The sequence below is a fragment of the Streptomyces sp. NPDC005898 genome, from assembly GCF_040629635.1.
Lineage (GTDB): Bacteria > Actinomycetota > Actinomycetes > Streptomycetales > Streptomycetaceae > Streptomyces.
The window spans coordinates 1-15,349 of record NZ_JBEXWC010000022.1; the positions used below are offsets into that span (position 1 = coordinate 1).

Here is a 15,349-nt window from a genome sequence, read left to right on the forward strand (position 1 = left end):
CCAGGTCATCCACATGCGCTTCGTCGAGGAGAGGACGCAGGCACAGATCGGCGAGATCCTCGGCTGCTCGCAGATGCACGTCTCCCGGCTCATCACCCGGATCGTCGCCAAGCTCCGCACCGGCCTGACCACCGACTGACATACCGCCCTAGGCGGGCCCCCGGTCGGAGGCCGGCCACACGTACGGCAGGTCGTCGGGGACACCGGGGAAGAGCACGGAGTAGAACTCCGGGGCCTTGCGCACCAGTGCCGAGCGATGGCTTCGGTGGAAGGCGGGGTCCCCCAACCAGTCAGGCAGCTCGCCGGCATCGGCGAGCTGCTTCTGCGTGCGTACGGTGGTGGCCTCCGGGCGGTGCCGGGCGAAGTCCGTGCGGAGCGTGGCGGCACAGGTGTCGGCGCGGCCCTCGGCCACCCACACCGCGCACACGTCCAGGCCGTAGCGGACCAGGGCCTCCTCGTACCCGAGCCACATCCGGACCGCTGGGTGGTGGCGCCAGCCGTAGCCGGGCACGGTCAGCCCGCGCAGCACCTGGAGGGCCTCGACCCGCTGCTTGCCCAGACGGGCCCGGTCCAGGACGGCGGCGGAGCGCGTGAAGTCGGAGTACGGAAGAAAGGTCTGCACCCCCGCATGCCTACCGCGGCGGGGGCTCGCGCATACGGTGACCCGACCGGGTGGCCTAGGGCATGTTTCGAAAGTCCCGTCTGCCTGGCGGCGCCTGGCACGCACGCTCGCCGCGTTGTCGGGATCGCCCCGATACCACCAGTATCGGGGCGACCCTCCGCCTTGCGATCGCACGCACCAGACGTCGCCAGGCCCGCCCTGCGGGCGGACGACGCTACTTTCGAAACACGCCCTAGTACCGCAACGGTGCCCGCCGTGACTGCCGGGCAGCTCTTCCAGGGGGTCGAGGACCAGTCCCCTCACGGGACACGAGAAGGCGCCTGCCCGGGCAATTGGCCCGGTCAGGCGCCTTCTTCACGTTCCCGTGCGAGGCCTCTCAGGCGGAGGCTCCCGCCGCCTCGGCCATCCGACGGCGCAGGCTGAGCGGCCGCATGTCCGTCCAGATCACGTCGATGTGGTCCAGGCACTCCTGCTTCGTCCCGGACGTGCCTTCCGCCCGCCAGCCGCCCGGCAGCTCCCGATCGAGCCGCCACACGGAGTACTGCTCTTCCTCATTGCACACGACCTGGTAGCCGCTCTCACCGCTGGCACTCATCGCTTGGGCCCTCCCGCGTTCGATCGCCTCGACGTGCCCAGCCTGCCCCGAGGCCGGCGGCCGCCATAGAGACAAACGCGCAGAAGCCGCGGCGCCCCGCGCTGCCCGTCCTTCCCTACTGCCGCCGGCCGCGCACCGGCAGTGTTCAGGGAGCCAGGGTGACCCCCCAGACGGTACCCGGCGCGGAGTCAGTACCGCCTGGAAGGAGCTCCGCCATGACGGACCACCCGGACCACGTGCACCTGCCCACCGGTGGGTGGCGCCTGTGGGAGCATTTCGCCCTGCGCGGGCCCGGTTTCCCCGCCGAAGGGGTGCTGCGCATGGCGCCCCCCGGCCTGGCCGTGGCCGCCGACAAGTTCGGCCCGCACGACCTGCTGGCCGGCCCCGAGTGGGATGCCTTCACCGAGACCTTCGACACCGACGCCGTGCGCACCGCCGGACTGCTGCAGGAGATCGCCGCCGCCCCGCGCTTCCGCGCCGCGGTGGCCTGGCAGAACCGGACCGTGCTGCGCACGGGCATCGCACCGTTCCTGAACTGGACGCCGACCGCCGCGGGCCGCACCAGCATGCCCCGCCAGCGCGAGGAACTCGTCGCCCACTACTGGCAGCGGTTCTGCGTCAAGAACGACACCATCGGGTTCTTCGGGCCCGTCGGCTGGGGCCGCTGGGACCTCGCGAGCGAGGGCATCACCGTCGATCCCGGCGAAGGTCTGCTCGACGAATCCCGCGTGTACTTCGCCAGTTGGGCCATCGACGCACTCGCAAGGACCCTGGGCGCCGACCCGGCCATGAAGGCGTGGATACCGCCGCGCCGGGTGTCCTTCGTCCGCGCCGAGGGCCGGACGGTACGGCTGCCCGGGCGGCCGCCGCAGCCCATCACCGACGCGGCGCGGGCCGTGCTGGACCTGTGTGACGGCACCCGGCCGCTCGCCGCGATCGCCGCGGCCGCCGGGATCACCGAGGCGGAGGCCGCCGACACCGTCGCGTGGCTCCAGTCGAAGCGGTGGGTGCACTGGCGCCTGGAGGTGCCGAGCAGCACCTACCCCGAGCGGGAGCTGCGGGCCATCCTGAAGCGCGTCGGCGACGCCGGGTTGCGGGAGTCCGCGCTGGAGCGCCTCGCGGTGCTGGAGCGCGGACGGGACGCGGTGCAGGCGGCCGGCCTGGACGCCGACGCGCTGGGCGAGGCGATGGGCGCGCTGGAGGCCGACTTCGCGCGGCTCACCGATACCGACGGCCAGCGCGCCAAGGGCGCCCGGACCGCGCCCTGCCGCGGCCTGGTGTACTCGGACTGCCGTCGCTCGGCGACGGCCACGCTGGGCACCGCGCTGCTCGACGAACTGACCCCGCTGGCCCAGTGCCTGGCCTCGGCCCGCTGGATGACCAACCGGTTCACCGAGCGGGCCGGAGCGCGGCTGCGCGAGGTGTACGAACGCCTGCGCGCCGACGGCCCGGTGGACCTGGGCGCGATGTGGCTGGCCTGCCTGCCGTCGCCGTACCCGCAGGCGAGCGCCGATCTGGACGTCATCCAGGCCGAGCTGCGGGCGAAGTGGGCCCGCATCCTGGAGGTGCCAAAGGGCGCGCGCAGCGTACGCGTCTCCTCGGCGGACATCGCCGAGCGGGTGCGGGCGGAGTTCGAGGAGCCGGGCGCGGGCTGGTCCCTGGCCCGCTACTTCAGCCCCGACGTGCTGGTCCTCGCCGAGGACGCGGCGGCGGTGTCCCGCGGCGACTTCGCGCTGGTGCTCGGCGAGATGCACAGCGCGCTCAACACCATGGGCGCCTCGCTCTTCGTCCACCAGCACCCCGACCGGGACCAGTTGATCGCCGAGACGACCCGGGACTTCCCCGGGCCCAGGCTGCTGCCGATGCTCCCCAAGGAGCTGCCGCTGAAGTGGTCCACGCGCAGCAGGCCCTCCCTGGACCGGCCGCAGGACTACTACGTCTCGCTGGTCGACGACACGGGCGACCCGCACCGGCCGCGCACCTTCCTCGGTGCGGACGTCGCCGTGGAGGACCGGGAGGGGACCCTGACGGCGGTGCTGCCGGACGGGGCCGCCTTCCCGCTGCTCGACGTCTACGCGAACACCCTGACCCAGCGGGTCATGGACCGCTTCACCCTCCGCCCCGAGGGCGGCCACACCCCCCGGATCAGCATCGACAAGATGATCGTGGCCCGCGAGACCTGGTCCTTCACGGCGGCCGAACTGGCCTTCGCCGACGAGAAGTCGGAGGCCAGGCGGTACGTACGGGCCCGGCACTGGCAGCGGGAACACGACCTGCCGCGCTTCGTGTTCGTGGTCTCTCCCACCGAACCCCGCCCCTTCTACGTCGACTTCGAGAGCCCGGTGTACCTGACCATCCTGGCCAAGGCGGCGCGCAGGCTGGCCCGCAAGGACCCGAAGGCGCGGCTGAAGGTCAGCGAGATGCTGCCGACGCCGGAACAGGCCTGGCTGACGGACGACGAGGGCAACTCCTTCACCTCCGAGCTGCGCTTCGTCGCCGTCGACCAGACCGCCGTACGCCCCGCCGGGGACGGGGACGCGTGATGCGGACCTTCGTCGACGACATCGCGGCGCACGCGGCCCGCCACCCCGGCCGGGTGGCGCTCACCACCCCGGCCGGCGAGCTGACGTACGAGGAACTGGCCGCCCGGATCGACGCGCTCGCCGCAGTGCTGCGGGCCCGGGGCGCGCGTCCCGAGGTGGTGTGCGCGGTGGCCGTGGAGCGCGGGGTGGACGCCGTGGTCGCGGTGGCGGCCGTACTGCGGTCCGGCGCCGCGTTCCTGGGCCTGGATCCGGAGCAGCCCGCGCCGCGGCTGGCGGCGCTGGCGCGCAGTGGCGGCGCCTCGATGCTGCTGACCTCCTCGGAGCTGTCGGCACGCCTGGACCTGCCCATCGAGGGTCCGCGGGTGCTGCTGGACCGGCCCGGCGCCGTCGGGACGGGTGGCCCCCCGGCCGGGGCGCCGGACGGGCGTGGACTCGCGTACGTCAGTCACACCTCGGGGACCACCGGGGAGCCGAGCGCGGTGCTGGTCGAGCACAGGGGTCTCGATTCATACCTGCGTTTCGTCGTCCGCGACTACGGTCTCGGGCCGGACACGGTCGGCCTCCAGGTCGCGCCGCCGGGTTACGACGCCTCCGTGCGCGACACCTTCGCCCCGCTGCTGGCGGGCGGGCGCCTGGTCGTCGTGCCGCGCTCGGCGCTGCTGCGGCCGGAGGAGTTCGGGGAGGTGGTGCGCACCGAGGGGGTCAACACGCTGCTGAGCGTGACGCCGTCCTTCCTCTCGTTCCTGGCGGGCCGGCCGGGCGCGGCCGCGCTGCTGGCGGGGCTGCGGCTGGTGGTCTCCAGCGGGGAGTCGCTGCGGCCGTTCCTCGCCGCGGGCGGCCGGGCGCTGGTGCCGGGCGCGTTGGTCAACCAGTACGGCCCGACCGAGTGCACGATGACCTCGACCCGCTACGCCGTCCCCGCCGCACCGGACCCGGCGGCCGACCTGATCGGGACCCCGATCGACGGGGTCGTCGTGCGGCTGCTGGACGAGGGCCTGGCGGAGGTCCCCGACGGGACCGTCGGGGAGGTGTACATCGGCGGGATCGGCGTGGCCCGGGGGTACCGGGGGCTGCCGGGCCGGACCGCCGAGCGTTTCGTGCCCGACCCGCTCGGGCCGCCCGGCGCCCGGCTGTACCGGACCAGGGACCTGGCCCGGCGCGGGCCCGGGGGCCTGAGCTACGTGGGCCGCGGGGACCGGCAGGTCAAGATCAGGGGCTACCGCGTCGACCCGGCGGAGGTGGAGGGCGCGCTGCTGGCCCACCCCGCGGTGACGGGCGCGGTGGTCACCTCCGCGGCCGACGCCCAGGGGCGGGTGTTCCTGACCGCCCACCTCACCGGCGACAGCGGTGTTCCGGACTCGGCGCTGCGGGCCCACCTGCTGACCACCCTGCCGCCGCACCTGATGCCGCGCCGGTTCGTCCGGCTCGACGCGCTGCCCACCACCCGCGGGGGCAAGGCCGACCGGCGCGCCCTGGCCGAAAGCGGAGGCACCCGATCATGAACGTCACCATCGACACGCTGGGCCCGGCCGACGTCGCCCGGGCCGCCGAACGGCTGGCGGGGTACGTACGGCGCACCCCGCTGCTGCCCGGTCTGGCCTCGCCGGGGCGGCTGCTGCCGGACTGCTCGCTGCTGCTGAAGGCCGAACACCTCCAGCACGGCGGCTCGTTCAAGGTGCGCGGGGCCGCCAACGCGGTCCTGGCCCTGGGCGCGGACCGGATCGTCACCGGCTCCTCCGGGAACCACGGCATCGCGCTGGCCCGGCTGGCCGCCCCGCTCGGGGTGCAGGTCACCGTGGTCATGGCGGCCGGGGCCAGTGCGGCCAAGGCCGCGCTGATCCGGGCGCTGGGCGGGCGGATCGTGTCCGTGCCGGGCGGGGTGGCCGAGCGGGACCGCCGGGCCCGGGAACTGGCCGGGGAGACGGGCGCGGTCCTCGTGCCCTCCTCGGACCACGAACTCGTGGTCGCCGGGCAGGGCACGGTCGGGGCGGAGGTCCTGGCCGAAGTGCCCGACGTCGAAACGCTCTACGTGCCGACCGGCGGGGGCGGGCTGCTGGCCGGGGTCTGCCTGGCCGCCCACGGCCACCGGGTCAGGGTGGTGGGCGTCGAGCCCGCCGCGACACCCCGGTACGCCCGTTCGCTGGCGGCGGGCCGCCCGGTCCGGCTGCCGCCGAGCGACACCGTCGCCGACGGGCTGCGCGCCCAGCAGCCGGGGACGGTGACCTTCCCGCTCGTCCGGGACCGGGTCGACGACCTGATCGCCGTGTCCGATGCCGAGATCCTGGCCGCCGCGGCCTTCCTGCGGCGGCTCGGGATCGAGGCCGAGCCCACCGGGGCCGTCGCCCTGGCCGGGGCGCTGCGCGCGGGCCGGGGCACCGGCCGCGCCGTCGCCATCGTGTCGGGCGGCAACTCCACCGCGGCGCTCACCGCCGCCGCGGCCACCGAACCGCTTCTGGAGGAGATCTCATGACCACGTCCCTGAACCCGACCCCGACCGCCGCCGGACTGACGGATCTGGTGCTCGGCATCTACCGCGACACCTTGGGCGAGGACCTGCACGAGGACAGCGACTTCTACGAGTGGGGCGGGGACTCGCTGACCGCCTTCCAGATCACCGCGCGGATCGAGGAGGCCCTGGGGGTCGAGGTGCCGGTCGCGCTGGTCTTCGCCTACCCCTCGCCCGCCGACCTCGCGTCCGTCGTCGACGCCGACCTCGTCCGGGCATGAGGGGCAGACCATGAGCGAGAACCATCTGCCGGGCGGCCGCTGGCGGCTGTGGGAGCAATTCGCGCTGCGCGGGCCGGGCTTCCCGGCCGAGGGCGTGCTGCGGCTGGCCCCCTCCGGACTGGCCGCGGCGGCCGACAAGTTCGCGGAGGGCGAGCAGCTCTCCGGGGAGCGCTGGGCCGAGTTCAAGGAGGTGTTCGCCGAAGCGGCCGTGGCGAACGCGCACGCGCTCCAGGACATCGCCCGGCTGCCCGCCTTCCGGGAGGCCGTGGCCTGGCAGAACCGGCCGGTGCTGTCCTCCGGGATCGCGCCGTTCCTGAAGTGGACGCCGAGCGCGGCGGGCCGCACCAGCATGCCCCGCCAGCGTGAGGAGCTCGTCGCCCACTACTGGCAGCGGTTCTGCGTCAAGAACGACACCATCGGGTTCTTCGGACCCGTCGGCTGGGGTCGCTGGGACCTGGGCGCCGACGGCCCGCGGGGCGTCGCCGTCGATCCGGGCACCGGGCTGGTCGCCGCCTCGCAGGTGTACTTCGCCAGCTGGGCCATCGACGCCCTCGCCGAGACGATCACGGCCGATCCGCGGCTGCGGGACTGGCTGGCCCCCCGGCGGGTGCCCTTCGTCCGCCTCCGGGACGTAGGGAGCGACCGGGACGACGGGAGCGGGGCCGGCGACGGCGCCGAGGTGCTGGTGCCGGGCCGCCCGCCGCAGCCCGCGGGGGCGGCGGCCGCGGCCGTACTGGCCCTGTGCGACGGGGTGCGGACCGCGCGGGAGATCGCGCAGGCGCTGCCCGGGACGGACGTGCCGGCCGAGCTGACGGCCCTGGTGGCCCGCCGGTGGGTGGTCTGGAAGCTGGAGGTGCCCGCCGACGCCCGGCCCGAGCGCTACCTGCGGGGCTGGCTGGAACGGATCGGGGACCCCGTGGTGCGCGGGCGCGCCGTGGCCGCCCTGGACGTGCTGGAGCGGGGCCGTGACCTCGTGGCGGCGGCCGAGGGCCCCGACGCCCTGGTCGAGGCGATGACCGCGCTGGAGGGCGAGTTCGTCGCCCTGACCGAGACCGCGGCCGTCCGCGAGAAGGCGGCCGGTACGGCGCCGTGTCGGGCTCTGGTGTACTCCGACTGCCGGCGCTCGGCGAGTGCCCGGCTGGGTGCGGTCGTGCACGAGGCGCTCGCCCCGCTGGCGCCGCTGCTCACCAGCGCCGGCTGGCTCACCGCGCGGCTGGCCGCCGCGGTCATGGCCAGGGCGAGCGAGGTGTACGAACGGCTCGCCGCGCGGGGGCCGGTGGACCTGGCCGCGTTCTGGTTCGCCTGCATGCCGATCCTGCACGGGGCGGCGCGCACCGAAACGGAGGCGCTGCAAAGGGAGTTCCGGTCGCGCTGGGCCGCGATCCTGTCACCGCCGCCGGACGCCCGGCGGGTCCAGGTGTCGCTGGCGGACATCGAGGGGCCGGTGGCCGAGCGCTTCGGCGCGGACTTCGGGGAGGGCGGGGGCGCGCGCGCCACCGGGGTGCGCGGTGGCTGGACGGCCGCCCGCTACCTCAGCCCCGACATCATGATCGCCGCTACCGGGGCGGACGCGGTGGCGCGCGGCGACTTCGCACTCGTACTGGGTGAACTGCACCTGGCGGCCAACACGCTGGGCTCCTCGCTCTTCGTCCACCAGCACCCCGACCCGGCGGAGCTGACGGCGCTCACCGACCGCGACCACCCGGGGCCCCGACTGATGCCGCTGCTGCCCAAGGAGCACCGCTCACGACTGTCCGTCCGTACCCGGCACGCCCTGGTGCGGCCGGAGGACTACCACGTGGCGCTGGTCGACTTCACCGCCGACCCGGCCCGGCCGCGCACGGTCCTCAGCGCCGACGTGGTGGTCGGCCGGGAGGACGACGGGGAGCTGTGGGTCACCCTGCCGGACGGCGCGCGGTTCGCGGCGGTGGACGTGTTCGCGCACGTCCTGACGACGCTCGCGATGGACCTGTTCCAGATCCTGCCGGACGACGCGGAGCACTCCCCGCGGGTCTCCGTGGACCGGCTGGTGGTGGCCAGGGAGACCTGGCGGCTGCCGCGGGAGAAGATCGACTTCGCGGATGAGAAGGACGAGGCCCGCCGGTTCGTGCGGGCCCGGCGCTGGCGCGAGCGGCACGGGCTGCCGCGGTTCGTGTTCGTGGTCCTGCCGAGCGAGACCCGTCCGTTCTACGTGGACTTCGACAGCCCGGTGTACCTCACCATCCTGGCCAAGGCGCTGCGCAGGATGGCCCGCAACGCCCCGGACGGACGCGCCGTGTTCACGGAGATGCTGCCCAGTCCGGAAGAGGCCTGGCTCACCGACGACCAGGGCTCCGTCTACACCTCCGAGCTGCGCTTCGTGGCGGTGGACGAGGGATAGGCATCTCGTAAAAGCGGCGTGGCCCACGGCGGCACGCCCGGCACGGTCGACGTGCCCGGGCGGGGCCGCCGTTGCGCGTTCTACCCCCGGCTGCTGCGCGCGCGGCTGCGTCTTCTTCCCTACTGACAGGCCTGCTCAGACAGCAGTGTTGAGGAAAACACCGCTTGGAGGCCCGCAGTGAAGGCATCATTCGCGCAGCGCAGGCTGTGGTTCCTCGACCAGCTCACCCGAGGGTCCACCGACTCCCTGCTTCCCCTGGCGCTCAGGATTCGGGGCGCCCTCGACGTCCCGGCCCTGGAACGCGCCCTGACGGGGATCGTCGCGCGGCACGAGGTGCTGCGCACCCGCTTCACCGCGGTGGACGGGGAGCCCGTGCCCCGGGTGGACCCGGCCGGCCCGGTCACCCTGGAGCGGGCGGAGGCGGCCGACGCCGCCGAGGTCTTCGCGCGGGAGCTGTCCCGGCCCCTGGACCTGGCCACGCAGCACCCGCTGCGCGCCTGCCTCGCCCGGCTCGGCCCCGAGGAGCACCTGCTTCTCGTCGTGGTCCACCACATCGCGGTCGACGGCTGGTCCTGGGCCGTGCTGCTGCGCGAACTGGACGCCGGCTACCGCGGGGAAGCGGTCGCCGCCCCCGAACTCCAGTACACCGACGTGGCCGCCGCCGAGGCGGAGCGGCTCAGCGGCCCGCGCATGGAGCGGCTGCTCGGGTACTGGCGCGAGCGGCTGGCCGGGGTGACCCCGCTGGCGCTGCCCGCCGACCGGCCCCGGCCCGCCTTCTGGGACGGCTCGGGGGACGTGGTCCGCTTCGAGCTGCCGGCCGCGCTGGTCGCCGAGGTCGACCGGGTCGCCCGGGAGCACCGGGCCACCCGCTACATGCTGCTGCTCGGCGTCTACCAGGCACTGCTGGGCCGCTACTCGGGCCGCCACGACATCGCCGTGTGCACCACCCTCGCAGACCGGGGACGGCCCGGTGTGGACGCGCTGATCGGCCCCTTCGTCAACACCATCGTGCTGCGCACCGACCTGTCCGGCGACCCGGCGTTCGGGGAGCTGCTGGCCCGGGTGCGGACGGGGGCCCTCAAGGACTTCTCGCACGCCGAGGCCCCCTTCGACCGGGTGGTCGGCGAGGTGGTCAGCGAGCGCGACCTGTCCCGGCACCCGCTCGCCCAGGCCTCCTTCACCCTGCTGAACAACGCACCCGCCGAGGCCCGGCTGGCGGACCTGGACGTGGCGCTCGTCCCCACTCCGCTCGGCGGCACCGGGCTCGACGTGTTCCTCGACCTGAGCCTGCGCGCCAACGGCGACATCGCGGCCCTGCTCCAGTACTCCACCACCCTCTTCGACGACGCGACGATGGAGCAGTTCGCCGCCGGTTACGTCGCCCTGCTGCGCGCGGTGGTGGCCTCGCCCGGGGCCTCGGTGGCCGCGCTCGCCCGGGAGCTGGAGCCGCTGCCCGGCTCGGAGGCCCGGCGCCTGGCCGCGCTGGCGGGCGGCCCGGGGGCCGGCGCCACCGCGTCGGATGGTCCGGCGGCGCCCTTCACCGTGTCCGGCACCCCGGATTCCGTGGCCCTGGTGTGCGGGGAGGAGTCCCTGACCTACGGGGCGCTGGACACACTGACCGGTGACCTCGCCGCGGCGCTGGCCGGGTCCGGGGTGCGCCCCGGTACCCCGGTGGGCGTGTGCATGCGGCGCGGGATCCCGTCCGTGGCGGCGATGGCCGCGATCTGGCGGGCGGGCGGGGTGTTCGTCCCGATGGACCGCGGACTCCCGCTGGAGCGCCTGCGGTTCATGGCCGCGGAGGCGGGGGTCGGGTGCGTGCTGACCGATGCCGAAACGCGCGGGACGGCGGAGGCGCTCGACAGGCCCGTGCTGGCCGTGGAGAGCGTACGGCCCGGTTCGGGTGCGCAGAGCGGTGCGCCGCGGCACACCCCGGACCCGCGGGAACTCGCGTACGTCATCTTCACCTCGGGTTCCACCGGCCGCCCCAAGGCGGTCGGCGTGGAGCACGGCGCGATGGCCGCCCATGTGGCGGCGGCGCGCGCCGAGTTCGGGATCACCGCGGACGACCGGGTGCTCGCCTTCTCCTCCTTCTCCTTCGACGCCTCCTTCGACCAGCTGCTGACGGCACTGGGCTGCGGGGCGAGCCTGGTCGTGCGGCCCGACGAGCAGTGGCTGCCCGGCCGGGTGCCCGGGCTCGTCGAGCGGTACGCGATCACCGTGCTGAACCTGCCGCCGACGTACTGGGCCGAGCTGGCCTTCTCCCTGACCGATGCCGACGCCACCGCGCTGGCCCGGCTGCGCCTGCTGATCCTCGGGGGCGAGTCCGTGCCGGCGGGGGCGCTGGCGGCCTGGCGGTCCCGGGTCCCCTGGGTGCGGGTGGTCAACGCCTACGGACCGACCGAGACCACCGTGACCGCGACGGTCCACGACATCACGGCCGAGGCCCCCGCCGACGACGGCGCGGGCGCTGCCCGGGTGCCGATCGGCCGCCCGCTGGGCGGGCGCCGGGCGTACGTCGTGGACGAGCGGGACGAGCAGGTCCCCGAGGGGGTCCCGGGCGAGCTGCTGATCGGCGGCCCGGAACTGGCCCGCGGCTACCTCGGCCGGCCGGCCCTGACCGCGCGGACGTTCGTCCCCGACCCGTTCGGCCCGGACGGCGGCCGCCTCTACCGCACCGGTGACCTGGTACGCCGACTGCCCGGCGGGGAGCTGGAGTTCCTGGGACGGACCGACGACCAGGTCAAGATCCGCGGATTCCGCATCGAACTCGGCGAGGTCGAGTCCGTCCTGCTCCAGTGCCCCGGAGTGGTGGCCGCCGCGGTGGCCACCGGGGAGGACGCCCAGGGCGGCACCACCCTCGCGGGCTACGTGGTGGCCGCCGACGGCCCCGTTCCCGCGGCGGTGCTGCGCGCCTTCTGCGCGGAGCGGCTGCCGCACCACGCGGTGCCGGCCGACTTCGTGACCCTGGACGCGCTCCCCGTGAACGCGTCCGGAAAGTTCGACCGGGCCGCGCTGCCCGCCGTCCGCCCGGACCGCGAACGCGCGCTGGGCGGGACCGAGTTCATCGCCCCGCGCAACGAGACCGAACGGGTCGTCGCCGAGATCTGGGCCGAGGTGCTGGGCGTGGACCGGGTCGGCATCGACGACGGGTTCTTCGACCTGGGCGGCCACTCGCTGCTGGCCACGATGGCGGTCTCGCGGATCGCCGAACGGCTCGGCCGCGAGGTGGAGCTGCGCACCCTGTTCGAGAACCCCGGCATCCGCGCCTTCGCACCGCTGGTGGCGGCGGCCCGGCAGGCCGGTGCGAGCGCGGTGGTCCCGGTGGACCGCTCCGGGCCGTTGCCGCAGTCCTTCGCCCAGGAGCGCATGTGGTTCCTGGACCGGATGTCGGACGCGGGCGACACGTACGTGCTGTGGTTCTCCTGGCGGATGCGCGGCGGCCTGGACCGGGCGGCCTGGCAGGGCGCCCTGGACGAGGTGGTCGCGCGGCACGAGGCCTTGCGCACCGCGCTGTCCGAGCTGGACGGGCGGCCCGTGCAGCGGGTGGTGGAGGGGATCGGCGTACCCCTGGAGTGGCACCAGGCCCCGCCGGGCGAGGAGTTGGCCCGGCTCGGGGAGGTCCGTGACCTGGCCTTCGCCTTCGCCACGCGCCGCTTCGACCTGGAGCGTCCACCGCTGGTACGGGCCGGGGTGTGGGAGCTGGGGCCCGAGGACCACGTCTCGGTCCTCTCCTTCCACCACGCGGCCACCGACGGCTGGTCCAAGGACATCATCATCGGCGAGCTGTCGGCCGCCTACCGGGCCCGGCTCGCCGGAGAGCCGTCGGCGCTGGCGCCGGTGCCGGTGCAGTACGGCGACTACGCGGTCTGGCAGCGCGACCGGCTGACCGGGGAGGTGCTGGACCGGCAGCTGGACTACTGGGAGCGGAACCTCGCCGGGCTGCCCGCACTGGAACTGGCGACGGACCGGCCGCGTCCGGCGGGCTGGTCGGGCCGCGGCGGCGCGGTGGAGGTGGACCTGCCGGCGGAGCTGGCGGCCGGGCTGGGCGAGCTGACCCGCCGGTTCGGGGTGAGCCGGTTCATGGTGCTGCTCGCGGTGACCCAGATCGTGCTGTCCCGCTGGTCGGGGCAGCGGGACCTGGCGGTGGGAACCCCGGTGGCGGGGCGCGGCCAGGCGGAGCTGGAACGGCTGGTGGGACTGCTGGTGAACACGGTCGTGCTGCGGGCGGACCTGACGGGCGAGCCCACCTTCGAGGAGTTCCTGGGCCAGGTCCGCGAATCGGTGCTCGGCGCCTTCGACCACCAGGAGGTGCCCTTCGAACGGCTGGTGGAGCAGCTGCGCCCGGAGCGCGACCCGTCGCGCAATCCGCTCTTCCAGGTGATGTTCGACGTACAGGAGAGCGCGACGGGCGGTCCGCGGGTCGAAGGACTGGAAGTGGAGCACTTCGTCCTGCCGTGGCGCTCGGCGAAGTTCGACCTGACGGTCACCTTCCTGCTCTACCCGGACCGGTTCGCGCTGAACGTCGAGTACGCGAGCGACCTCTTCGATCCCGGGACGGTGACGCGGTTCGCCGGGCACGTGGGCCGGGTCCTGGCCTCGGCCGCGGCGGACCCGGGACGCCCCGTGGCGCGCCTGGAACTCCTCTCGTCCGCCGAGCGCGCACAGCTCACCGGGGTGCCCGGAACCACTGCGACGGTGGCGCAGGCGCCGCCGTTCACGGTGCGGGGCGAGGCCGACGCGGTGGCCCTGGTCTGCGGGGAGCGGACCGTGCGCTACGCCGAACTGGACGCCCTGACCGGCGGACTGGCCGGCGCGCTGGCCGCGGCGGGAGCCGCGGTGCAGACCCCGGTGGGGGTGTGCCTGCGGCGCGGCACCTGGTCGGTCGCGGCGATGGCCGCGATCTGGCGGGCGGGCGGGGTGTACGTACCGCTGGATCCGCACCTGCCCGAGGAACGGCTGCGGTTCATGGTGGAGCAGGCCGGGGTGCGGTACGTCGTGACGGACGGCCCGACCGCCTCCCTGGCCGTAGCCCTGGGCCGGCCGGTCCTGCGGGTGGAGGACGTGCGGCCCGACCCGGACGGACCGCGCCGCGCGGCCGATCCCCGCGCGCTGGCCTACGTCATCTTCACCTCCGGCTCGACCGGCCTGCCCAAGGCGGTCGGGGTGGAGCACCACGCGCTGGCCGCGCACGCGCTGGCCGCCCGCGAGCGGTTCGCGCTCACGGCCGAGGACCGCGTGCTGAACTTCGCCTCCCACTCCTTCGACGCCTCCCTCGAACAGATCCTGCCCGCCCTCGGCGCGGGGGCCGCGGTGGTGGTCCGTCCGGACGAGGTGTGGACGGTGGAGGAACTCGCCGAGCAGGTGCGGGCGCGGGGCGTGACCGTCATGGAGGTCACCCCCTCGTACTGGGAGGAGATCGCCGCCCGCCTCGACACGGTGGCCGGGGACCTCAAGAGCCTGCGCCTGGTGGTGACCGGCGGGGAGGCACTCCCCTCGGCGCCCCTGGCGGCCTGGTTCGCCCACCTGCCGGACGTGCCCGTCGAGAACACCTACGGGCCCACCGAGTCCGTCATCTCGGCCACCTCCCACCGGGTCACCGGGCCGGTCGAGGGCCGGGTGCCGATCGGCCGGGCCTGGGGCGGGCGGCGGCTGTACGTCGTGGACGCGCACGACGAGCCGGTGCCGGTCGGCGTACCGGGCGAACTCCTGGTCGGGGGAGCGGAACTGGCCCGGGGCTACCTCGGCCGGAGCGCACTGACCGCCGAGCGGTTCGTGCCCGATCCGTACGGCGGCACGGGCGGCCGGCTCTACCGCACCGGGGACCTGGTGCGCCGACGCGCCGACGGGGAGCTGGAGTTCCTCGGCCGGACCGACCAGCAGGTCAAGATCCGCGGGTTCCGCATCGAGCCCGGCGAGATCGAGGCCGTCCTCGAACAGCACGGGGGCGTGCGCGGCGCCGCCGTCCTGGTCCGCGAACTCCGCGGCGACCGTGCCCTGGTGGGCTACGTCGCCGGGCCGGGCCTGAACCCCGAGGAGCTGGCCGCGTGGTGCCGTGACCGGCTGCCCGGCTACATGGTCCCGGCCGCCTTCGTGGTCCTGGACGCCCTGCCCCTGACCGTGCAGGGCAAGACCGACACCACGGCGCTGCCCGACCCCGAACTGCCCCCGCCGACCGCGTCCGTGGCCCCGAGGACCCCCACCGAAGAGGTGACGGCCCAGATCTGGGCCGAGGTCCTCGACCTGCCCGGGGTCGGGGTGTGCGAGGACTTCTTCGCCCTCGGCGGGCACTCCCTGCGCGCCGTCGCGGTGGCCTCCCGGCTCCGCGCCGCGTTCGACTGCCCGGTCCAGGTCCGCGACCTGTTCGAACACCCGACGGTCGAGCTGCTCGCCGCACTGGTGGAGCGCCGATTGTTCGAGGAGATCGCCGCAATGAGCGATGACGAGATCGACCTGTCCCTGACGGCTGACTTCTGAGACGAGAT

At 74.7% G+C, this 15,349-nt stretch carries 9 protein-coding genes; 7 read left to right on the forward strand and 2 right to left on the reverse strand.

Annotated features, from left to right (window positions below):
• Window positions 1-139: sigma factor-like helix-turn-helix DNA-binding protein (locus ABZ385_RS25390; protein WP_358913424.1), on the forward strand; the 139-nt coding region annotated here is incomplete at its 5' end.
• A 9-nt stretch (window positions 140-148) separates the two neighbouring features.
• Here the strand turns inward: ABZ385_RS25390 and ABZ385_RS25395 are convergent.
• Together ABZ385_RS25395 and ABZ385_RS25400 are read right to left on the reverse strand one after the other, a co-directional pair.
• Window positions 149-622 carry an MSMEG_6728 family protein gene (locus ABZ385_RS25395; protein WP_358700683.1) on the reverse strand — a complete coding sequence of 158 codons (474 nt, stop codon included), beginning with the start codon at window positions 620-622 and terminating at the stop codon, window positions 149-151.
• Window positions 623-998: 376 nt separating this feature from the next.
• Window positions 999-1,217: an MbtH family NRPS accessory protein gene (locus ABZ385_RS25400; protein WP_358589972.1), complete on the reverse strand. Its 219-nt coding sequence runs from the start codon at window positions 1,215-1,217 to the stop codon at window positions 999-1,001.
• Window positions 1,218-1,432: 215 nt separating this feature from the next.
• Between ABZ385_RS25400 and ABZ385_RS25405 the strand changes: the two genes are divergently transcribed.
• The 6 genes from ABZ385_RS25405 (at window position 1,433) to ABZ385_RS25430 (ending at window position 15,341) form a co-directional block, all read left to right on the forward strand.
• Window positions 1,433-3,760, forward strand: coding sequence for a lantibiotic dehydratase (locus tag ABZ385_RS25405; RefSeq protein ID WP_358913319.1), 2,328 nt, complete (start codon window positions 1,433-1,435; stop codon window positions 3,758-3,760).
• Entirely contained in the window at window positions 3,760-5,262 is a 1,503-nt protein-coding gene (locus tag ABZ385_RS25410; protein WP_358913321.1) for an amino acid adenylation domain-containing protein, read from the forward strand. Before ABZ385_RS25405 ends, ABZ385_RS25410 begins: the two co-directional genes overlap by 1 nt.
• Window positions 5,259-6,230: a pyridoxal-phosphate dependent enzyme gene (locus ABZ385_RS25415; RefSeq protein WP_358913323.1), complete on the forward strand. Its 972-nt coding sequence runs from the start codon at window positions 5,259-5,261 to the stop codon at window positions 6,228-6,230. The genes ABZ385_RS25410 and ABZ385_RS25415 overlap by 4 nt, the downstream gene beginning before the upstream one ends.
• Window positions 6,227-6,487, forward strand: a complete 261-nt coding sequence (locus tag ABZ385_RS25420) for an acyl carrier protein (RefSeq protein ID WP_358589981.1) — start codon at window positions 6,227-6,229, stop codon at window positions 6,485-6,487. The genes ABZ385_RS25415 and ABZ385_RS25420 overlap by 4 nt, the downstream gene beginning before the upstream one ends.
• A gap of 10 nt (window positions 6,488-6,497) precedes the next feature.
• Window positions 6,498-8,867, forward strand: a complete 2,370-nt coding sequence (locus tag ABZ385_RS25425) for a lantibiotic dehydratase (RefSeq protein ID WP_358913325.1) — start codon at window positions 6,498-6,500, stop codon at window positions 8,865-8,867.
• A gap of 177 nt (window positions 8,868-9,044) precedes the next feature.
• Complete coding sequence (locus tag ABZ385_RS25430; protein ID WP_358913327.1) at window positions 9,045-15,341, forward strand: amino acid adenylation domain-containing protein; 6,297 nt, start codon at window positions 9,045-9,047, stop codon at window positions 15,339-15,341.
• Window positions 15,342-15,349: the final 8 nt, after the last annotated feature.